14 protein-coding genes and 5 pseudogenes are annotated in these 20,412 nt (G+C 41.0%); 7 read left to right on the top strand and 12 right to left on the bottom strand.

Going from position 1 to position 20,412, the window contains the following annotated elements:
- Nucleotides 1-32 precede the first annotated feature (32 nt).
- From HUN01_RS02105 to HUN01_RS02080, 6 genes and pseudogenes are all read right to left on the bottom strand, one after another.
- Entirely contained in the window at nucleotides 33-470 is a 438-nt protein-coding gene (locus HUN01_RS02105) for an NUDIX hydrolase (RefSeq protein WP_181927443.1), read from the bottom strand.
- Between the two features lie 87 nt (nucleotides 471-557).
- Nucleotides 558-1,649 carry a homoserine O-acetyltransferase MetX gene (metX, locus tag HUN01_RS02100; protein ID WP_181927442.1) on the bottom strand — a complete coding sequence of 364 codons (1,092 nt, stop codon included), beginning with the start codon at nucleotides 1,647-1,649 and terminating at the stop codon, nucleotides 558-560.
- A 206-nt stretch (nucleotides 1,650-1,855) separates the two neighbouring features.
- A complete protein-coding gene (locus HUN01_RS02095; RefSeq protein ID WP_181927441.1) occupies nucleotides 1,856-3,160 on the bottom strand; it encodes an O-acetylhomoserine aminocarboxypropyltransferase/cysteine synthase family protein in 1,305 nt (434 codons plus the stop codon).
- 130 nt (nucleotides 3,161-3,290) lie between these two features.
- A complete protein-coding gene (locus HUN01_RS02090) occupies nucleotides 3,291-4,481 on the bottom strand; it encodes a YeeE/YedE family protein (RefSeq protein WP_181927440.1) in 1,191 nt (396 codons plus the stop codon).
- 209 nt (nucleotides 4,482-4,690) lie between these two features.
- The gene (locus HUN01_RS02085; RefSeq protein ID WP_181927480.1) at nucleotides 4,691-4,864 is read right to left on the bottom strand and encodes a hypothetical protein; all 174 of its coding nucleotides are present in this window, start codon (nucleotides 4,862-4,864) and stop codon (nucleotides 4,691-4,693) included.
- A 69-nt stretch (nucleotides 4,865-4,933) separates the two neighbouring features.
- Nucleotides 4,934-5,683: pseudogene (locus tag HUN01_RS02080) on the bottom strand (sulfurtransferase); the annotation flags it as partial.
- 759 nt (nucleotides 5,684-6,442) lie between these two features.
- On the opposite strand from HUN01_RS02080, the gene HUN01_RS02075 reads away from it, so the two are divergent.
- The 3 genes from HUN01_RS02075 to HUN01_RS02065 all read left to right on the top strand — a co-directional run bounded on the left by HUN01_RS02075 (nucleotide 6,443) and on the right by HUN01_RS02065 (nucleotide 11,009).
- A complete protein-coding gene (locus HUN01_RS02075; RefSeq protein ID WP_181927439.1) occupies nucleotides 6,443-7,555 on the top strand; it encodes a formylglycine-generating enzyme family protein in 1,113 nt (370 codons plus the stop codon).
- A 90-nt stretch (nucleotides 7,556-7,645) separates the two neighbouring features.
- Complete coding sequence (locus HUN01_RS02070; RefSeq protein ID WP_238845457.1) at nucleotides 7,646-10,054, top strand: arylsulfatase; 2,409 nt, start codon at nucleotides 7,646-7,648, stop codon at nucleotides 10,052-10,054.
- Between the two features lie 82 nt (nucleotides 10,055-10,136).
- A complete protein-coding gene (locus tag HUN01_RS02065) occupies nucleotides 10,137-11,009 on the top strand; it encodes a bile acid:sodium symporter family protein (protein WP_181927438.1) in 873 nt (290 codons plus the stop codon).
- A gap of 60 nt (nucleotides 11,010-11,069) precedes the next feature.
- Here HUN01_RS02065 and HUN01_RS02060 read toward each other — a convergent pair.
- Nucleotides 11,070-11,456: pseudogene (locus tag HUN01_RS02060) on the bottom strand (NAD(P)-dependent oxidoreductase); the annotation flags it as partial.
- A gap of 16 nt (nucleotides 11,457-11,472) precedes the next feature.
- Nucleotides 11,473-11,985 (bottom strand): annotated as a pseudogene (locus HUN01_RS02055) (transposase); the annotation flags it as partial.
- A gap of 15 nt (nucleotides 11,986-12,000) precedes the next feature.
- Between HUN01_RS02055 and HUN01_RS02050 the strand changes: the two are divergent.
- Nucleotides 12,001-12,588, top strand: a pseudogene (locus HUN01_RS02050) (IS630 family transposase); the annotation flags it as partial.
- 296 nt (nucleotides 12,589-12,884) lie between these two features.
- Here HUN01_RS02050 and HUN01_RS02045 read toward each other — a convergent pair.
- Nucleotides 12,885-13,733 (bottom strand): annotated as a pseudogene (locus HUN01_RS02045) (transposase); the annotation flags it as partial.
- Between the two features lie 229 nt (nucleotides 13,734-13,962).
- Complete coding sequence (locus tag HUN01_RS02040) at nucleotides 13,963-14,925, bottom strand: TauD/TfdA dioxygenase family protein (protein WP_181927437.1); 963 nt, start codon at nucleotides 14,923-14,925, stop codon at nucleotides 13,963-13,965.
- 328 nt (nucleotides 14,926-15,253) lie between these two features.
- On the opposite strand from HUN01_RS02040, the gene HUN01_RS02035 reads away from it, so the two are divergent.
- A complete protein-coding gene (locus HUN01_RS02035; protein WP_181927436.1) occupies nucleotides 15,254-16,525 on the top strand; it encodes an MFS transporter in 1,272 nt (423 codons plus the stop codon).
- Between the two features lie 287 nt (nucleotides 16,526-16,812).
- Here the strand turns inward: HUN01_RS02035 and nifE are convergent, their stop codons facing one another.
- Nucleotides 16,813-18,225: a nitrogenase iron-molybdenum cofactor biosynthesis protein NifE gene (gene nifE, locus HUN01_RS02030; protein ID WP_181927435.1), complete on the bottom strand. Its 1,413-nt coding sequence runs from the start codon at nucleotides 18,223-18,225 to the stop codon at nucleotides 16,813-16,815.
- 650 nt (nucleotides 18,226-18,875) lie between these two features.
- Between nifE and HUN01_RS02025 the strand changes: the two genes are divergently transcribed.
- Nucleotides 18,876-19,013, top strand: a complete 138-nt coding sequence (locus HUN01_RS02025; RefSeq protein ID WP_181927434.1) for a hypothetical protein — start codon at nucleotides 18,876-18,878, stop codon at nucleotides 19,011-19,013.
- Between the two features lie 25 nt (nucleotides 19,014-19,038).
- Here the strand turns inward: HUN01_RS02025 and HUN01_RS02020 are convergent, their stop codons facing one another.
- Complete coding sequence (locus HUN01_RS02020) at nucleotides 19,039-19,257, bottom strand: hypothetical protein (protein WP_181927433.1); 219 nt, start codon at nucleotides 19,255-19,257, stop codon at nucleotides 19,039-19,041.
- A gap of 257 nt (nucleotides 19,258-19,514) precedes the next feature.
- Here HUN01_RS02020 and HUN01_RS02015 point away from each other — a divergent pair, with 257 nt between their 5' ends.
- Nucleotides 19,515-20,270 carry a dienelactone hydrolase family protein gene (locus tag HUN01_RS02015; protein WP_181927432.1) on the top strand — a complete coding sequence of 252 codons (756 nt, stop codon included), beginning with the start codon at nucleotides 19,515-19,517 and terminating at the stop codon, nucleotides 20,268-20,270.
- Nucleotides 20,271-20,412: the final 142 nt, after the last annotated feature.

The raw sequence follows: 20,412 nt of genomic DNA, 5'->3' as shown, positions 1-20,412 counted from the left end.
GTTTTCCAACTACTTTTAACCAATGGTGTAAATTACCAACCATACTCGCTATAAAAGATTCCTTTTTTTATATTTTCAATTGCGTGTTTTACGTATTGAACTATATTTTTGGGAAGAGCTTCAATTTCAAACCAACCTAAGTCGTCACATTTTTGAGGCTCCATATTTTCAGGTTCATATTTCCATTTATTTGCCAAAATAAAAGCATCAATCCATTCCTCCCCAGAATCTTTGCGATGAATAATATGAACTACTTCCAAGTCTTGTATATTTAAATCTATTCCCACTTCTTCTTTTGCTTCTCTGACTATAGCCTGGACAAAAGTTTCATTTCCATCTACTAAACCGGCAACAACACTATAGTTTCCATCTTCATATCCTGTGTTAAAACGTCTAATAAGTAATATTTTGTCATCCTTAATCAAAATTAAGTAACAGGCCGGTATCAGCTTAAATGGATTATTTTTCATCAGATTAATTATGAAGATTTTCCAGAAACTTCATGATACTCACTATCTACATTTTTCTTAATAACCTACACGCGCTTCAGATGCTAATTAAAATTGATAGCCGAGCGCGAGTTTAATAACGAGGAAGAGTATGAAAGCTTGTCGAAAGTTAATTAATAGCTCATTCAGGGCTTCTATATCAATTAAAAAAGCATCGTGACCATAAATTGATTTCAGCAAACCTAGTTGAGCATTAGGAATTAAATCTGCTAATTCTTGTTGTTCTATCGGCGGATAAAGAATGTCAGAATCAATAGCAACAACTAAAGCAGGTTGTTCAATGCTTTGCAAAACAGATTTATAGTCTTGACCTTGAGCAATATCATGACTATCCATTGCTTGAGTGAGAGTGATGTAAGTATTGGCATCAAATCTCTGTACTAGCTTTTGACCATGATGTTGTAAGTAGCTAGCGATCGCAAATTGGTCAGCAGAAGCATCATACTGTCGTCCAAAACGATCTGTAAAGGTCTGCCAAGAACGGTAAGCACTCATCGCCATCATCCGCGCTACAGCTAATCCTTGGTTTGGTGGCTGTTCTGATGTATACTCACCCCCAAGCCAATTGGGATCAGCATAGATAGCTTGTCTTTGAGCTTCACTCAACCCAATACACCAAGCTGAATGTCTACCGGAAGTGGCTATAGGTGCGATCGCCTGTACAATTTCTGGATATAATAATGCCCATTCTAGTACCTGCATCCCACCGAGTGACCCGCCAATGACTAGCTGTAAAGATTTAATTCCCAAATATTTAATCAGTGCAGCTTGTAAGTGAACCATATCCCGAATCGTAATCGCTGGAAATGAGCCGCCATAACGGATTCCTGTTTGGGGATTGATGCTAGTTGCTCCGGTAGTGCCATAACAACTTCCCAAAATATTGCTGCATACAATAAAATCGCGATCGCTATCCAGTGCTTTTTTTGAACCTAACAAACCTTCCCACCAGTCATCCGCATCAGCCGAACCAGTTAAAGCATGACAAATTAACACTCCATTATCGCCTTCTAAGTTTAATTTTCCCCAAGTCCGATAAGCGACCTGAACCCCAGTTAAAACTTCACCTTTTTCTAACTCAAATGGCATCGGCAAATGATAATACTGAGTTTGTGGTGAAATGAAGTGCTGATAATTCATCTAGAACAGGGAATAGGGAATAGGAAATAGGGAATAGGGCAATACGGTTCAGTTAAGGGCTACTGGCAAAAATTTTGGGTTTTCGAGACGCGATAAATCGCCGTCTCTACAAGTGTTTTGGTCTTATCTGAACTGTATTGGGGAATAGGGGAACTGACGAGGCATAAGAGAATAATGACAAATGACCAATGACAAATGACCAATGACTAATGACTAATAAATTGAAATGCTTGCTCAAAATCTTCTTTGATATCGTCGATGTGTTCAATACCCACTGATACACGCACCAAATCAGATGTCACACCGGCGGAAAGTTGTTCCGTATCACTTAGTTGTTGATGGGTTGTGGAAGCAGGATGAATAACGAGGGTTTTAGCATCCCCAACGTTTGCTAAATGACTTGCTAATTTGACATGATTAATAAAGGTTTTACCCGCTTCTAATCCGCCCTTGATACCAAAATTTAAGACACCGCCAAATCCGTGTCTGAGATATTTTTTGGCTCGTTCATGATAAGGGTGATGGGGAAGTCCTGGATAATTGACCCATGCTACTTGTGGTTGCTTTTCTAACCACTGGGCTAATTCTAAAGCGTTGCTCACATGGCGGTCTACACGCAGAGAAAGAGTTTCTAATCCCTGTAATAATAGAAAGGCGTTAAATGGACTCAATGAGGGGCCAAAATCCCTTAACCCTTCTACTCTGGCACGGATAATGAAGGCAATATTACCAAATTGACTACCTACACCAAATACTTCTTGAAAAACCAACCCATGATAACCGGGGGATGGTTCAGTAAAGACGGGAAATTTGCCATTACCCCAGTCAAATTTGCCAGAATCGACAATTACGCCACCGATAGAAGTGCCGTGACCACCAATCCACTTAGTTGCAGATTCGACTACGATATCTGCACCGTGTTCAATTGGTCGAGCCAGATATCCGCCAGCCCCAAAGGTATTATCGACAATCAGGGGAATCCCATTTTCATGAGCAATTTGGGCTAAGGCAACAAAGTCGGGAATATTGAATTGGGGATTGCCGATGGTTTCCACATACAATGCTTTTGTGCGATCGTCGATCGCCTGACGAAATTTTTCTACCTCGTCTCCTTCGACAAATTTGACATTTATCCCTAAACGTGGTAAAGCAACTTTAAATTGGTTATAGGTTCCCCCATATAAAAAACTGGTGGAAACAATATTATCCCCAGCTTGTGCGATCGTACTTAAAGCCAAGAACTGCGCCGCCTGACCGCTAGAGGTAGCTAACGCTGCTACACCCCCCTCTAAAGCAGCAATTCGCTTTTCAAATACATCCGTTGTCGGATTCATGATCCGCGTGTAAATGTTGCCAAACTCTTGCAGCGCAAACAATCGCGCCCCATGATCCGCATCATCGAAAACGTATGACGTTGTTTGATAAATCGGTACAGCGCGGGCATTAGTTCCTACATCTGGTTCTTGTCCCGCATGGACTTGCAATGTTTCAAAGCGATATTTTTCAGACATAGAGAATATTTTGACAAACAATCATAAGTCTATCGGCTTTTAGTATATTAACATTCCTGCGTTAAGTCCCCATCTGCTGAGTTATCGTTCTGAGGAGCATCTCATTTTTGCAAATATAACAGTCAGTCTCTTAACTTGGCAGATGGAACAGAGGGCGCAGTTTAATACCAACAGCAGTTCCAAACAAAGCGCAAATAATCCAAACCCAACCATGTAGGCTAGTGGAAGCTATAGCACTGAAAAAAGCACTGACATTACACCCAAAGGCAGTAAAAGCACCATAACCCATGAGCAATCCACCAATCACTGTGGCAATAACTTTTGATGAGGTAATTTGAGTTTGTAGTCTGAGTTTCCCTGCTAGGGCGGCGGCTAATAATGCTCCTAATATAATTCCTAGATTCATAACGGAGGTTACATCTGCAAGTACACTATTTGATAATGCTATATCACCATCCCAAAATCTACTTGTAGAGGGATTCCAGCCCAAAAATGTAGCGATTTTAGCTGTCCACAAAGCAAATCCCCAGGTAATGCGCCAAGGTTCTCCAGAAATAAGCAGTGTTAACCAATTGAGTACAGCTAAGGCTATTCCTCCTGTAAATAGTGGCCAAGGGCCAGAGAAAAATCGAGAGTAAGTTGGTGAGGGATGTTCTCTTGATGATGGTTTTCCCTGTTTACTCCAAAACCAAAGCAACCCTGCTAACAACAGCAATATCCCTAACTGTAAGACTACTGCACCTGTCCAACCGAGAGTTTCACCTAAGACAATTGGTTGGGTCTTTGGTAAACCAGCCCAAAGATGTCTGGTTAAACTAGCCCAGAATGCACCTAGACAAAATGTAATTAGGGTGATGAGCATAGTGTAACTACCACCGCCAATAGTGTAGAGTGTACCGCAACCACAAGCTCCACCTAATTGCATTCCTACCCCAAAGATAAATGCTCCGATCGCTCCTGATATTCCCACAGGTGCGATCGCTCCTGCTACTTCTTGACCAAAAGCCTTACCAGCAGCTAACACTGGCGCAAATAGCACAGTAGCGATCGCTAACATCACCAATTGAGCATATATCCCCCGCACATCCCTGTTTACCAGCAGCTTACGGTAAGCAGAAGCAAAGCCAAAACTAGAATGATAAAGGCTCACACCCAACAAACCACCGATAATAAATAACGCACTTTGTCGCCAGCCATATTTACTTAACAAAACTACTCCACCTGTAAAAATAGCTAATGCGATCGCCATCACTAATTTTTGTGGTCGGGGAGGTAATAAGCGGGATTCTGATGGATGTATATTCTCAACGCTACTACTCATAATTCAATTCAAAATTTAAAATTAATCTTGTCAGATATAGCTTGCTGTTAGTAAATGAAGCAGCAAAACCCAACACATGTTTAAGTGTTGGGTCTGGTGTAATTGCCTACAAAGAGCAATCATTAACAAAAATTGAAGAATCTTGACTGGTCTAAAGAGACACAACCCTTTACTGTTTGTTTAACCTTCTGTCTGCTACCTTCTTCTAATTAAGCTCCAGAACGGTCTTTTTCTTGATCTGCTGGTTGACCGTCTTTACTCCGTCTACAAGCAACCAAACTATCTTGATCTAGATTATTGTCAGCTTGACTAGCTTGGTATGTATCTACTAAGCCAAAAGTAGTTAGTAAAACGGCAAAAAATAGCATTGCGAATTTCATCATTTTATCCTCCAGGTTGAAAAGATATAGATCCTTTCTGAATCTATGCCCTATGCCTATTCTCCTACTAACCTAACTTACCTGCTCTGGGCCAGTAGCAACAGGTAGGTCTGATTGAGTGCTGTACTCAGTCCAAGAACCTTCATAAACCCGAACTTTGGGATAGCCCAACAAATGTTTTAACACCACATATTGTAGAGTTGCTTCTCGTCCTGTGCTGCAAGTAACGATGATGTCATCAGCAGGAGTAATTTTCTTGTCAGCTAGGATTTTCTTGATTTCATCTAAAGATTTGAGCTTGTGAGGATTTTCTGCATCTGTAAAGGTTGGCCAAGGGATATTTCGCGCACCAGGAATATGTCCGTTCCGTAACCAAAGATTTTCCTTACCTTGGAATAAATCTGCGGGTCTAGGGTCGATGAAGGTAACGCCTTTGTTACCAATAAGTTTTTTTACCTCATTTAAAGAGACACGCACAGTAGGATTATCCTTAACTGTAAATTTAGCTACTTTATATTGAGGAAATTCCTTAGTTACTGTTTGGGATGCTGCTTCGTAACCTTTGTAGCCACCATCTAATACGGCTATATCCCTTACTCCAGAACGTTCCAGCAAATAAGCTACCATCGTTGCACCTAAGACATCTCTGCCATCAGAGTAAACGAGTACACGGCTATTATTTGTGACTCCTGAATTGGCAAATATTTGTCCTAATCTTTGATTGTCCCAGTACTGTACTGGTAGACCTTCTCTAGGGCCACGAAAGGCCGTATCAGCAATATTTACTGCTCTAGGCAGGTGTCCATCTATATAGTCGAGAGGTAAATTCTGACTGAGGTGGTGTTAAGCTTTTTCGTAGCTAAATATATATAGTGCTTGACTTATGTTTTCACAAGAGGTAATTTATCAATATTAGATAAACATCGGTAAATTGATCGGTTTTTAGTATTTTAGGAGATTTCAAATAAAAAATAGCTCAAAAATTCTCTCCTCCACATTTTTCTGTGCCTCTATGGTAGCGTGTGACGAGACGCTCTGCGTAGCTTGCTTCGACCTAGAAGTATGCGTCTACGTTTATTTGGGTAATTTATTTATTGTAAGTTCTTTAACACAAAGTAAAGATATTTATTGTAAATTAGCCTAAGTTTATAGTTAACAGTTTATGCATAGTATAAATTGAAACCTTTCTTAAAAATCATTAGACATCTCCAAAATAGTATATTTTGTGGTAAAAGAACATCATGAAAAGTTTTTTAACACAAAAATATGAGTGACATACTGAATCACATTGAGGAAAATCGGAAAGAAACAAAGTGATTAATTGGTATGAAGTATGAACAGTTACAACAATTAATCCAAAATGCGGAGCAGTTACATCATGAGAAACAAGCTTTGTTAGAATCCAAAAAAGTTAGAATTTTGATAGTTTTCGGAGATGTCTATTGTTATAAAATATAGATTTTTCGACAACAAATAATTTAATGCGAGAAATAGATTACCAAAAAATACAACTAAAAAGGGGATTGTTCATCTAAAATCCAAAATAATATAAGTTTTAAGAAAAGTTGAATCTTATTATTGATGAACTACAGGCATTCAATTAAAAATAGCAAAATTGAGAATGTTAGTGATGGGAAAAAACATTACTTTCTCACACTAATATTCATTTTGGGAATAGCGATCGCACTCTTATTCATCAATACAACCGCATTGGCAGCTACACTTAATCCCTGTCCCGAAGGTATGGCGATGATTTCAGGAGGAACGTTCAAAATGGGGTCTGATAATTCCAGTTTTGTGGAAGAGCGATCGCCTGGAGATGTAACGGTGACTAACTTCTGTATTGATAAATATGAGGTAACAAATGCACAATTTAGTGAATTTGTCAAATTTACAGGATATGTGACAGTTGCAGAGCGTCCCTTATCTCAAGAACAGTTTCCCGATTTACCCGATGAGCAGCGATTACCGGGTTCCTTAGTATTTGAGATGGCAAAACCAGGCGTTAAGCAAGTTTCCTTTCTGAGTTGGTGGCATTGGACTACTGGCGCGAATTGGCAACATCCCTTTGGGCCAGACAGTGCGATCGCTAGCAAATCTAACTACCCAGTTGTTCACATAGCTTACGAAGATGCCCTAGCCTACGCTAAATGGTCGAGAAAATCCCTACCTACCGAAGCCCAATGGGAATATGCCGCCCGTGGTGGCTTGGATGGTGCAACCTATGCTTGGGGCGATGAATATTCTGAACATAGAGCCAACACTTGGCAAGGAATTTTTCCCTTTTTCAACACCAAAGCCGATGGTTACTTGGGCATTGCTCCTGTCGGTTCTTTTGCACCCAATGGTTATGGACTCTATGACATGACCGGCAATGTGTGGGAATGGACTACTGATTTATTTCAAGTTGGAGGCGATCGCAAATCCGATCAAATTAATCCTATTGTCTTAAATCAAAGCTTTGATCCCAATAAGCCCGATGAACCAAAGTTACACGTAATCAAGGGGGGAGCGTATCTCTGCGCTCCCAATTACTGTAGCCGCTTCCGTCCGGCAGCGCGGGAGTCAGAATCACCCGATACGGGAACTACTCATATCGGGTTTCGGCTAGTTAAAAATTTGCCTTCCAGCACACTACCAATTCGCAATTCGCAATGGGCTTCGCCCCGCTACGCTAACGCAATTCGCAATTGAATCAAGCCCGACACTAGGGGCGTTAACGTAGCGGGACGCAGTACGGTTTTAAACCTTCACTTTTTTCATAAATCCAAAATCTAAAATTGTATGACTGATCCTCACAAGAGCGATTCTTTGTATGCATCTCTGAAGTTAACTTCTGGTGCGTTCGCGCAGCGTCTCCGAAGGAGAATCGCCTTTTTGACAGCCCTGACGCTAATATTTTCTAGTCTCTTACCTCTACCTGCTTGGGCGGACTATGGCGACAAATTGCCATTACCCCAACCATCTTTTAAAGGCAAAATTGGCATTACTTACAAAGAATCCGAACCAGACTTCCCCAAACCCATTAAGGCTCCAGAAAATGCACCAAACGTGTTGCTGGTGTTGCTTGATGATGTCGGTTTTGGACAAACCAGCACCTTTGGGGGTCTGATCGATACGCCTAATTTAGACCGTCTTGCAGAAAGGGGATTGCGTTATAACCAATTCCACACTACAGCCCTCTGCTCTCCTACCAGAGCCGCATTGCTCACGGGACGCAATCACCATTCTGTGAATACAGGTGTGGTTCAGGAATTAGCCACAGGCTATCCAGGTTATACAGCGATTTTACCTAGAAGTGCGGCAACGATCGCTGAAGTATTGCGCGACTATGGATATAACACAGCGGCCTTTGGCAAATGGCACAATACCCCAGACTATGAAACCAGTGCAGCAGGCCCATTTGATCGCTGGCCGACAGGTTTAGGTTTTGAGTACTTCTATGGATTTCTGGGCGGTGATACCAATCAATGGAGTCCAGCCTTGGTAGAAAATACTCAACATATTCAGAAACCAAGCGATCACCCTGATTATCACCTCACCCCCGATCTAGCAGACCATGCAATTAAGTGGATTCGTACCCAACAAGCGATCGCTCCTGATAAACCCTTCTTTACCTACTTTGCCACTGGCGCTACCCATGCCCCACACCATGCGCCCAAGGAATGGATCGACAAGTACAAGGGTAAATTTGATCGAGGTTGGGATAAATTACGCGAAGACATCTTTGCTCGTCAGTTAGCCTTGGGTGTAATTCCCGCCGATACTAAGCTGACTCCTCGCCCGGCAGAACTCCCGGCTTGGGATTCCCTCACTCCCACCGAGCAGAAAGTTTATGCGCGTCAGGCGGAAGTATTTGCAGGTTTCCTCAGCCATACCGATGCACAAATTGGTAGAGTTATTGACGCGATCGATCAACTTGGTGAATTGGATAACACCTTAGTCTTTTTCATCGCCGGCGATAATGGTGCGAGTGCTGAAGGCGGCTTAACAGGTAGTGTTAATGAATTAAAAGTCTTTAATGGCGTAGCAGAAAGTCCTCAAGAAGTTCTCGCGGCTTTTGATGATTTAGGTGGGCCAAAAACCTTCAATCATTTTCATGCAGCTTGGGCTTGGGCAGTGGATAGTCCTTTCCAATGGACAAAACAAATTGCTTCTCACTTCGGTGGAACCCGCAATGGTTTAGTTGTGGCTTGGGGCGATCGTATCAAAAATCGTGGTGGACTGCGAAGCCAATTCCATCATGTAATTGATATTGCTCCCACAATTCTGGAAGCTGTGGGGATTGAAGAACCAGAGGTTGTCAACGGTGTAAAACAACAACCCATCGAAGGTACTAGCCTTGTTTATAGCTTTGACGATCCTGCTGTACCATCCCATCACAAAACCCAGTATTTTGAAATGTTTGGCAATCGTGGCATTTACGATCGAGGTTGGGTAGCAGCCGCCCGTCATGGACGCTTACCTTGGGAGCGTGTCTCCAAAACCACTTTCGATGAAGATAATTGGGAATTATACGATATTACCAAAGACTTCAGTGAAGCCGACGATTTAGCCAAGCAGAACCCTGACAAATTAGCGCAACTACAAAATCTATTTCTGAAGGAAGCAAAGAAATACAAAGTTCTGCCCTTGGACGATCGCTTACTTCAACGGTTTGATGTCAAAATCCGTTCCAACCTAATCACAGGACGTAATAGGTTTACTTATTACACATCTGTTGCAGGGATTCCCGAAGGTAGCGCTCCCAATATTAAGAATCGCTCCTTTAGCATCACTGCGGATGTGGATGCTGCTTCATCTGGTACTGAAGGCGTTTTAGTTACCCAAGGCGGACGTTTTGCGGGTTGGAGTTTCTTTTTAGAAGAAGGTAAACCCACCTTTGCTTACAACTTGTTAAATAGCGATCGCACAATCATTCAATCTTCCCAACCAATTGCGATCGGTAAATCCCAAATCAAATTTGACTTTACTTATGATGGTGGCGCTCCGGGAGCAGGTGGTACTGGTAAGCTTTCAATCAACGATCAACAGGTTGCCGAAGGTCGCATTGATAAAACCATAGGCTACCGATTTGGTTTAGATGAAACCTTTGATGTTGGTCAAGATACTGGCACTCCTGCGGTAGATACTTACCAAACACCCTTTGCATTCACCGGCAACTTACAGCAAGTCACCCTGGAATTGAAGTAATAGGGATTGGGAATTGGGCATTGGGCATTGGTTATTCTCCTCTGCCCCTCTGCCCCTCTGCAACTCTGCATGGAAAAAAATCATGAACGAAATCTTGTCACTAATCGATAAACTCGCACTTTTCACATTTATCGTGTTCACCATGCTGGGTGCAGGGTTAAGTCTAACCGTACAACAGATTTGGGAACCACTTCGCAACCCTCGCTTAGTTATCTCATCACTGCTGACAAATTTTGTCCTAGTGCCGCTTTTTGTATATTTATTACTACAAGTAGTACATTTAAGTGAACCACTAAGAGATGGCTTACTGATCATGGCAGTAGCATCAGGGCCTCCAGCATTGCCTAAACTTGCCCACATAGTCAAAGGCAATATAGCTTTCTCGGTGGGATTAATGATGTTGCTAATGCTGGGCACAATTTTTTATATGCCGATTGTACTGCCCCTAGTGGTGGAAGGTGTGCAAATTAACTCCTGGGACATTGCCAAACCCTTATTGTTAATGATGGTTAGCCCATTGATCGTTGGGTTATTCATCAAAGCAAAATTGAGTGCGATCGCCCCCATTATCCGACCGATTTTGTTCAAATTATCTAATGCTGGATTGCTTTTAGGTTTGGTTGTCAGGCTGATAGTTCACACTAACGATATCATTGGCTTATTACAAACAGGTGCAATTTTAGTTTGTGCTATTTTCATAGTCTTCTCCTTTACCGCAGGTTATCTTTTGGGCGGCCCTGGTATCGATACCCAACGAGTGCTAGGAGTAGGAACAGCTCAACGCAATTTTGCCGCAGCATTATTAGTAGCTACAAGTAATTTTGAAGATCCCAGTGTAGTAAGTATCATCATGGTAACAAGTATTTTAATGATGATTGTAGTTCTGATCGCCGGGCCAAAGTTCATAGAACTAGACCAAGGAATAGGTGTAGAAATAGAGCAGGTAGAGGGTTGAAACTTTCCTAACTGTAAAAATATCTCTGTTGCTCATTTTGACAAAAAGTCAGGAGCTTATTTAGTATCCTGCTTGCTTATTGACTAAATTTCTTAAAGGCTGACCGGCTCGGTAACGCTCTAAATTATCGAGAAACAAGGCGGCAATGCGTTCTTTCAATGCTGGGGAAATTGCGGAAGTATGGGGTGTAATAAACAAGTTTGGTAAAGACCATAAATGACTTTCTGGCGGTAAGGGTTCAATAGAAACTGTGTCTAATCCTGCACCTGCAATCTAGCCTTCAGTGAGAGCCTTAGTTAAAGCTGATTCATCCACAACCGCACCTCGACCCACATTAATTAAATAAGCATGACTGGGTAGCGATCGGAGTACTGTTTCATCAATTAAGGCTTTGGTTTCCGGTGTCAGAGGTGTGGCTACAACTAGATAGTCAACTTCTGGCAATAGCAATACCTTAGCCAATTTACGAGGGTTCAATGCCTGTAGAAACGGGATGAATACGCCCTAAAGAAGTAAGCTTGGCAAAAATCTGGGTTAATAAAATAGGCTCAGGCATTTCGGGAAGCATTTTTAAAATTTCACGGACATATCGAAAACCACGATAGTGAGCCTTAAGGTCAAGAATGCCAGAGTCGGGATTAAGGAGACGAAAATCCGTGAGAAGATGATGGGATAAGTTGACCATAAAGAATGCTAGATTAACAGCATTAGTTACAGCAGTTTGACTTAAGTTCATAAAATCTTCCAATCCCCAAAATTGCTTGGCATCTCGGAAATTGAATTCGATCTGAAAGCGCAGCTTGTAGTAGTCAATTATTTTCTCAGATGTCAATTTTAGGTCGCTAGAAAATAGAATCACATGGCTGCAAGCATGAGTTTTAAGATTGGTTTTGACAAGAATAACTACATTCAGAGCTTGGGCAAATTCTTTATGAAGTAAAGTCGCTTGATAAATAAGCTGTTCCACATTTAAGTCGCATAAAATAGCAACAAGAGAAACTCAAAAGACAAGCAAGACCTATCTAAAAGAGCAGCATTTAAAGAGAAGTTAGTTGGATATCTGGAAGTGTCAAAAGCAGAGCCAGAAAAGCTTCAAGTCTGGTTCTGGGATGAATCAGGTTTTAGCTTAAGAGTAATCCGCCGGAAAAATTGGAGCCGAAAAGGCCAAAGAAAAAAAGTTAGAGGACAACGCAGCAGTGGCAAAGTGAATATAATGGGCGCAGTAAGATTTCATGACCGAAAAAGGATTTGTTATTTTGTAGAAAAAGGAAACAGTGATATCTTCTACTCCTCATTACAACAGCTATATGAACAGGTTTTTCAAGAATGGGTAGACTTAGGTAACAAGACTGAAGATTTTATTGATAAAGGACCAAAAATCTTAATTGTTTTAGATAATGCTAGCTATCACAAAAAGAAAACAATGTTGGTCGAAGTAGAGCAGAATATGCCAAATATTCAACTGTATTTTCTGCCACCTTATAGCCCTGATTATAATCTAATCGAGCTAGTGTGGCATTCAGCTAAGGAATATATTGCTCATCGGTTATTTCAATCAGTTGAGCAATTAAAAAATTTAGGCTCTCCTAGACTTCGTTTGATAAATTAATACTAAAAACCCCCTAAAATACCTGATATAACTAGGTTTCGCTAAAATAGAATCAAAGATTTAATAAAAATATGCTTTTTGATTCTTGAATCCCCTACCATGTAAGAATTGAACCTGATATCAAGTATTAATTTTCTATAACTAGTCTAGGAGAGCCAAAATTTATTAGACCGACTGCTTAATCAAGGCGAATTAATTATTAAATGGACACGCCGAGTCAAACATAAAGGTAATGCTGTTGTGGCAAGTTAAATGTGGAAGAGCTTATCAGTTTGAATATCCTCATCAATGGTAATTTTACATAAATACTGATTAGGTATGTTATCGTAGTTAATTTTATCTCCGTATTTACGAAGTGAGCGCTTATTGGGGTCAGAGTGTTGATAAGGTATATATAATGCTGAATCGTAGCGAAGTTTTGAAATTATGTGCAAGTTAACTTGGCGAGCCATCTGTAAAGCATTATTGTTACCAAAATGTCCATCTAAGACTAAGTAAGTAAGGGGAATAAATTTAGCTAATAACCTAAACAGCGACTTAATCATTTTCTGAATTCGCAGTAATTCAGGTGTGAGAATTACCTGGGTTTTATTCTTGTTTTTACTCCCCTTCGGTCGTCCACGCCCACGTTTTTCTTGCGGTTTTATTTCTTTGGTTGGTGAGGGGCTACTTTTTTCTATATCGCTCTTTATCACCTGTTCTATCTGAATCGGAAACGAGTGCCTTTGCTCAACACTGACTAATGATAATGTAAAAAAAGATAGCCCTAATATGGGTTTGCTAGCCAAGCTAGAAAAAAATCTATCCAACCCATAAGTTTGTTTCCCTGATTTACTTATTACAACTTCATCTCCTGCTAGCAAATATGCCTCATTCGCACGAAATAAATGCTTGCGAAAGAATACCCAAAACAATGTCGCCCAAGGTATTACCGTATGAAAAAATCTCAACATCGTTCGATAACTACCACCACTGCCTGTCCAACGTGATATTCCCAACATAGTGACTCGCCCGCTCATTGCTAACATTGCCAGGATTATCTGGTTCAATTGCCGCATCGTCGTAGCGTTTATCTGCGGTAGCAAGCATTGTAGCAGTGATAAGATATCGGACATGGGCTGATTGTGGTTTTTGAGTTGTCGTTGTGAGAGACAATAACTCTACTACATCGGCCCTCTCTCTTCATCCTCTTATTTTGGCGAAGGTATTGCCTTAGATTTAGATTTAGGGCTATACATCAGTCATGCAAAATCACCCTCGTTCCTCTACAAGGGGTTCATATCTGCGTTCATAAGTACTGAGTACTTTTTAATTTACTCAGCACTCATGACTTATAACTCAGCTTTACGAAAGGACTGGTTGTGCTTCCTTAGACTCAGCTTTCTGCTTGAAGACGCTTGGTACTTCAGAGCTGAAAGCTTCACCTTGAACCACTTCTGAACGGGAACCATCAACCCCTACTGGAACATCGCCTGTGATGGTGGTGCGATAGAGGAGACGTTCGACATCCAAATGATCCAAATCTTGAGGAGCCAAATGTACGGTGGCGCGGTTGTCCCAGAAAGCGATATCACCGTTGTTCCAACGGAAACGGGTGGTGTAGGCAGGTTTGGTGACTTGGTTAAAGAACAACTCTAGCAACAGTCTGCTCTCTTCTGGTGATACATCAACAATGCGAGAGACGAAGCCAGGGTTTACGAACAAGGCACGCTCACCAGTCTCAGGATGAACTCTGACGACTGGGTGAATAGAAATCAGGGGATTGACAGCAATGCGATCGTCGAATTTGTTGTTGCGGGGTTGATAACCGCCTCCATTAAAGCGATGTTCCGCTTTTAATGTATCAGCTAGCGATCGCAGGGGTGCTGAGAGTCCCTCATAAGCTGCCACAAGATTACTCCACTGGGTATCACCACCGAAACTAGGGACATTAACTGCGCGTAAAATTGACGCTGCTGGTGGGTTGATCGCCGCCGTTACATCTGTGTGCCAAGGACCGCCAGTGCGAAAACCATACTGCTGCTCATAAAGCTTACGGTCTACGGGTTTGATCTGGGGGAATCCCAGAACTGGTTCAGGCTCTCCCAAGGGATGGGCGAAAGTCACTTCGCCAAAACGAGATGTAAACTCGACCTGGGCAGCATGATCGATGTTCTGACCACGAAAGAACACAACTTTCCACTTCAATAGCGCTTTGCGAATTTCTTGGACTTGATCATCATTCAGAGGACGGGAAAGGTCTACGCTACCGATTTCTGCACCGATGAAACCAGCTACCTGTTTAACTTCTATATGTTTGTAGCCCATTAGGATTCTCCAGAGTTTGATTTATCAGGAGGTGTTCACACTCGCCTATTTCCTTGGGAATTTTGCCGATACTCTGCTAGCAATATTCCAATGCTGGGAGTATAACTGAAATTATCATACACTATTCCGATAGATTTAACGTAGTATGCAGTTGCTAAATAGTAATTTCCTACGTTTTTACAGACCAATCCTCTTCTATAGTGATTCGATGTCAATGTGCAAAAGCCTTGGCTCAGACAGATCAGCGATGCCTGGGTAGTAAACTACGCGATTATTTGACAATTCTTAGCTAACCTAATTATTAGTAAACCATGATAAAATTTTCCTCATGAAAATTTGGCATAGACAACTAGGGAAAAGCATCAGTAATATCACGTACCACCATTTACCCGCCTTGCGCTGGCGTAATTTTCGCCTGTTTTTCGGGGGACAGTTACTATCAATGTCTGGAACATTTATGACCCAGCAGTTAACTATTCCTTGGCTGGTATACGATTTGACTCAATCGCCTTGGTTGTTGGGAGTTGCAGGGTTTGTACAATTTTTACCTACGTTATTACTGATTCCCTTTTCGGGCATATTGTCCGATCGCTGGAGTCGTCGTGACTTGTTAATTGTGGTACAGATATTGGGAATTAGCGTTTCTCTGGCTTTAACGATTCTCACCTTTACCAATTGGATTACCTTTCCTATCCTCTTGGTACTAAGTGCTTTCAATGGTTTGCTCAAGGGATTAGATATGCCCGTGCGCCATACAATCGTCACCGAAACTGTAGACGATCGCGCCGATTGGGGTAATGCGATCGCTTTGAATTCAGTAATGTTAAGTTCCTCTCTCGTCGTGGGGCCTGCTATGGGCGGGATTTTGATTGCGACACTAGGGGTAAAATATTGTTTTCTTTACGATACCCTTAGCTATATTCCTGCCATATTTACCTTGCTAGCGATGCGGTTGCCAGCCAGACAGATGCAACCCCTTACGGGCATTAGCGATACTTTGGAGAAATTGCGGGAGGGCTTTGAATATGTCTGGAAATTCCAGCCGATTAGAGTAATTTTATTAATGCTAGCGTTACATGGTTTCGTCGGGATGTCTCATGTCGCGCTGATGCCTGTTTTTGCAGCAAAGATTCTCAATGGGAACGCAACAACAATGGCTAACCTCAGCACTTCAGCACCGATTGGCTCGTTGTTTGCTTGTTTGTATCTAAGTGTCAGACGAGGAATCGTAGGCTTAGAGCGTTTGATTGTAGTCGCTCAAGTTTTGATTGGGATGAGTTTGATATTCTTTTCACTCTCGCGTCAAGTTTGGCTATCTATAATTATTCTGGTATTTGTAGGCTGCTTTTCTATCCTCAACATTACCAGTAGTAATATGATTATTCAAACCTTAGTTACCGAGGATAAGCGTGGACGAGTAATGAGTTTTTACGCCCTAGCAATGGTGGGTACAATGCCCTTTGGAAATTTGTTAGCTGGGACTTTGGCAGATAATTTTGGTGCGACTAATGCCTTGATTGTCTGTGGTAGTCTGATTATTTTAGGTGCGTTCTGGTTCTCTGCACAATTGCCAGCAGTAAGCCGTTGGATTGCTCGGTAAACAAGTCGCTTCTCTTTGTGCAACAAAGCAGATATTTGGACAACAAGCATCTTCCACCACACCTTAAAAGTGTAGTGGAAGACGATCAATTACATCAACCTGGCAGAAGAAAGTTGCATTTATAGCTCAATACAGTTAAGTTAAGTTAAGTTAAGTTAAGTTAAGTTAAGTTAAGTATTTCTTCCTCCTCCTCCTTTGCGTTCTTCTCTGACGAGACGCTACGCGAATGCGGTTCGTTAAAAAATTGAATTTGACAAAGAGTTAAGCCTTAACTAAACCGTATTGACTTATAGCTGATAGCTGATTTTTTCATCCCAAGGGGCAGGTTTGCTAACTTGCTCCCATATAGGACTATACAAGGCTTCATGTAGTTCGCGTGCTAGTACCACCAAACCTGCATAACTAGCGTAAGCATGGTGACGTTCATGGTTAATGTCTAAAAAAGGGATTCCCGTTTTGAGTGCTGTATATTTATTGCCAGCCCCAGTAATCAATACATCAGCTTTTGTTTGGTGTAATACCTTTAATAAAGCCTGGGGAGTTGTGTCAGACAAAAGCATTGCATCTGCACCAAGATATTGTTTAATTTTAGCTTTCTCCTCTTCTGTTGTTTTGCCATCTGTAGCTGCAATAACCTCCATTCCCAAGTCTTGGGCTGCTAAAATAAGCGACCAACTTTTCACACCACCAGTAGAAAGAATAATTCGCTTACCTTTTAAATCAGCAAGGTAAGGAGCTAAAGCAATATCTAGAGCAGCATTTTCTTGGGCAATTAACTTTTCTGTACGTTCTTGCAGTTCACAGGCAATAACACTATCTTCCAAGGATATGCTTAATTTTGCCGCAACATTCCGCAAGCAATCGTTTAAGTTGGTCGCACCATAAAACGATTCTTCAATATAAGGAATTCCATAGCGTTCCGCCATAGTTTGCGCCATCTGTATAGCTACATTTGAGCAAAGTACTACATTTAATTTGGCGCGATGAGCATAGCAAACTTCTTGATAACGAGCATCACCTGTAATTTTAGAAAGAACGCGAATCCCCATTTTTTGGAATAATGGTAAGATATTCCACGTTTCACCTGCAACATTATAGTCACCAACAATATTAATATCGAATGGTGTAGTAAATTCAGGTTCGGCTGTACCAATGACAGCATTCAATAAAGTTTCATTACCGATGCGATTCCCTAAATTTTTACTACCAAGAAATCCAGGCGCATTTACATAGATAACTGGGATATTAACTTGTTGTCTTGCAAGTTGGCAAACACTATCAATATCATCACCAATCAAAGCAGACAGACAAGTAGCATAAACAAAAATAGCGGCAGGATGATAGCGTTGAGCAACAGCCACAATCGCTTTGTACAGTTTCTTTTCTCCACCAAAAACGATATTACCTTCACTAAAATCAGTAGTAAAAGCAGTTTGGTATAATTGTGAGCCTGATGATAGGCTGCCATGAGTTGCCCAAGGATTGTGAGTACAAGAAACAGCACCATGTACTAAATGAACAGCATCAGTAATAGCTCCGACAGAAACCATCGCTCCATCAAAAGGGCAATTTCCTTGGGTTGCACCTGGTTGTGGTGGTTTTGTGCAAGTGAGTTTTTTCTGACCAGTAAATTTTTTCTGGTTAGATTTGCAAGGTGTTTCACTAAGTAGTTCGTTAATTGCGACTTGAGTATTTTTCATGCTTTTCCTCGTGCTAAAAATAAATACAAAACAGCCAAAACTGAGGAGTTAGGAGTATTATTTTCTCTCTATCTCCTATTTATTTTTGCTACTTACCACTTCCTAGTCTCCACTCGTTTTTATAGATGGTAGTAGACAAAATTTATTGCGATTGATTGCAGAAAAATTACAAAAAACAGCAATTGATGCACTAGCATTTCAGATAAAACAAGCAACTCCTCTGATGCATCCTGTATTTTTAGAAATACCTGTTATAGCAGTCCTTAATTGTATGAGGTACACCTTCGCCTCTAGCCCCTCACTGCAACCAGATGTAACTCACTCAGACGATAAACACTATAATTCTTTGGCTAATGTTAGTCTATCTAAATATTAGTATAGCTAATAATATGTGAGATCAAGTATTTTTTTGAGATTTTTAGAATATAAATTATTAGATAATTAAGCAGGATAAATTATATACATATTTTCTATGTACCTTATGTTCTGTTTTATAATCCCATTAAGTAATTTATTTTTTACTAATAGTATTTCAGGTATTTTATTTTATTTAAATAAAATAAAAATTTATACAGGTAATTATAGCCTTAATTATTTGAAAATACTCTAAATCTATGGCTAAACAGAACTATATTAAGTAAGAAATTTTCTTGAAATTTGAAAAGTATACACTATTTGAACTACGAGCTTTAGCCGTAGTCCTGGTTAGATTGACGGTGGCGATCGCTATAAACCAATTTACAAGAGAAGGCAGTTCAAGCTTGCCCAAAGATGTATCAAAACTTTAGTTTTAGGTCTAACCGGAAAAATTATTCAGTGTCTGCCAAATTTAGCAATCAATTCCTCCCGTGACAATTGCATGAGCAATGGAGTAAATTCTTCAGGGAGTAATGCTAATACTGGTTCAATAATTGCTTGAAGTTCTTTATCTAATGAACCAAAACGAAGTTGTAATAAGTTTTCGACTACAAGACGTTTACCTTCTTGTTTGGCTTTTTCACGGTTTACTCCCTTTAGAAAAGGCGACATCATTATTGTGTGAATAATATCACTTAAAAACCCACAAAGTCAACAGCCTACACCTCATCCCATAGCGCACTGACTAATTCAGCATCGGATTCTTGGCACGGTCTTATATCCATCTACATCTAAATCAAATGACTTGCCTTTACGCATTGTTTGTGAAATACTACTCTTAAACTACGTTAAATCGATATATTTTAAGTAGTATAGTACAAAAATTACCATAAAACATTGCGTCCTGAAAGCAATTACAGGCTAATTCTAAGATGACAAACACAGAAATTCGCACCGCTCAAGTTAAAGTCCCTAACGGAGATTTGCAAATTGATGCTTACTTAGCTGAACCAGTCCAAAAGGGAACCTTCCCAGCTGTGATCGTGATTCAGGAAATTTTTGGGGTTAACATTCACATTCGGGAAGTTGCTGAGAAATTTGCTAAAGACGGGTATGTAGCGATCGCACCGACGTTATTTCAACGCACCGCCCCCGGTTTTGAGGGTGGATACACCCCTGAAGATGTGCAGCAAGGGAGAGGTTATAAGGAGCAAACAACAGCCGATGAAATACTGAGTGATATTAAAGCTGCGATCGCTTACTTAAAAACCTTACCAAATGTGCAAGGAGATGCGATCGGCTCCATTGGTTTCTGCTTTGGTGGTCACGTTGTTTACCTAGCTGCCACTTTACCAGACATTAAAGTTACAGCTTCTTTCTATGGTGGCGGTATTCCTAACTCAACTCCCGGCGGTGGAGAACCAACCATCACCCGCACTTCAGAGATTAAAGGCCCCATCTACGCCTTCTTTGGTCTTGATGATCAGGGAATCCCCTTAGAACATACAGAACAAATTGAGGCTGAACTGAAGAAAAATCAGATTACTCATGCAATCTTCCGCTATTCGGGAGCAGGACATGGCTTTTTCTGCAACCATCGCGCCAGCTACAATGCCGAAGCTGCTGCCGATGCTTGGAAAAACGTTCAAGAATTGTTCCAAAAAAACCTTCAGCTTCAAAAAGTCTAAATCTTTGAGTTACAGCAGTTTTCATGTATTTGAACCACATCTGTCATCAGAGCAGAGCATTGCTCATTGGTGTCAACTTAACGTGAAACTGCACGTCCACCAGGAATTGAAATTCCTGGCTCATAGCCGAAGTCATCTAAAG

The sequence above is a fragment of the Nostoc edaphicum CCNP1411 genome (assembly GCF_014023275.1).
GTDB classification, from domain to species: Bacteria; Cyanobacteriota; Cyanobacteriia; order Cyanobacteriales; family Nostocaceae; genus Nostoc; species Nostoc edaphicum_A.
Note: the sequence above shows the minus strand (reverse complement) of the source record. Positions and strands in the feature narration are given on the sequence as shown.

What these genes read in the sequence shown, in the direction of transcription:
- HUN01_RS02020 (WP_181927433.1), bottom strand. Translation starts at nt 19,257, where the DNA reads ATGATGTCGCCTTTTCTAAAGGGAGTAAACCGTGAAAAAGCCAAACAA.
- metX (WP_181927442.1), bottom strand. Translation starts at nt 1,649, where the DNA reads ATGAATTATCAGCACTTCATTTCACCACAAACTCAGTATTATCATTTG.
- HUN01_RS02095 (WP_181927441.1), bottom strand. Translation starts at nt 3,160, where the DNA reads ATGTCTGAAAAATATCGCTTTGAAACATTGCAAGTCCATGCGGGACAA.
- HUN01_RS02065 (WP_181927438.1), top strand. Translation starts at nt 10,137, where the DNA reads ATGAACGAAATCTTGTCACTAATCGATAAACTCGCACTTTTCACATTT.
- HUN01_RS02035 (WP_181927436.1), top strand. Translation starts at nt 15,254, where the DNA reads ATGAAAATTTGGCATAGACAACTAGGGAAAAGCATCAGTAATATCACG.
- HUN01_RS02105 (WP_181927443.1), bottom strand. Translation starts at nt 470, where the DNA reads ATGAAAAATAATCCATTTAAGCTGATACCGGCCTGTTACTTAATTTTG.
- HUN01_RS02085 (WP_181927480.1), bottom strand. Translation starts at nt 4,864, where the DNA reads ATGATGAAATTCGCAATGCTATTTTTTGCCGTTTTACTAACTACTTTT.
- HUN01_RS02075 (WP_181927439.1), top strand. Translation starts at nt 6,443, where the DNA reads ATGAACTACAGGCATTCAATTAAAAATAGCAAAATTGAGAATGTTAGT.
- HUN01_RS02070 (WP_238845457.1), top strand. Translation starts at nt 7,646, where the DNA reads ATGACTGATCCTCACAAGAGCGATTCTTTGTATGCATCTCTGAAGTTA.
- HUN01_RS02015 (WP_181927432.1), top strand. Translation starts at nt 19,515, where the DNA reads ATGACAAACACAGAAATTCGCACCGCTCAAGTTAAAGTCCCTAACGGA.
- nifE (WP_181927435.1), bottom strand. Translation starts at nt 18,225, where the DNA reads ATGAAAAATACTCAAGTCGCAATTAACGAACTACTTAGTGAAACACCT.
- HUN01_RS02090 (WP_181927440.1), bottom strand. Translation starts at nt 4,481, where the DNA reads ATGAGTAGTAGCGTTGAGAATATACATCCATCAGAATCCCGCTTATTA.
- HUN01_RS02040 (WP_181927437.1), bottom strand. Translation starts at nt 14,925, where the DNA reads ATGGGCTACAAACATATAGAAGTTAAACAGGTAGCTGGTTTCATCGGT.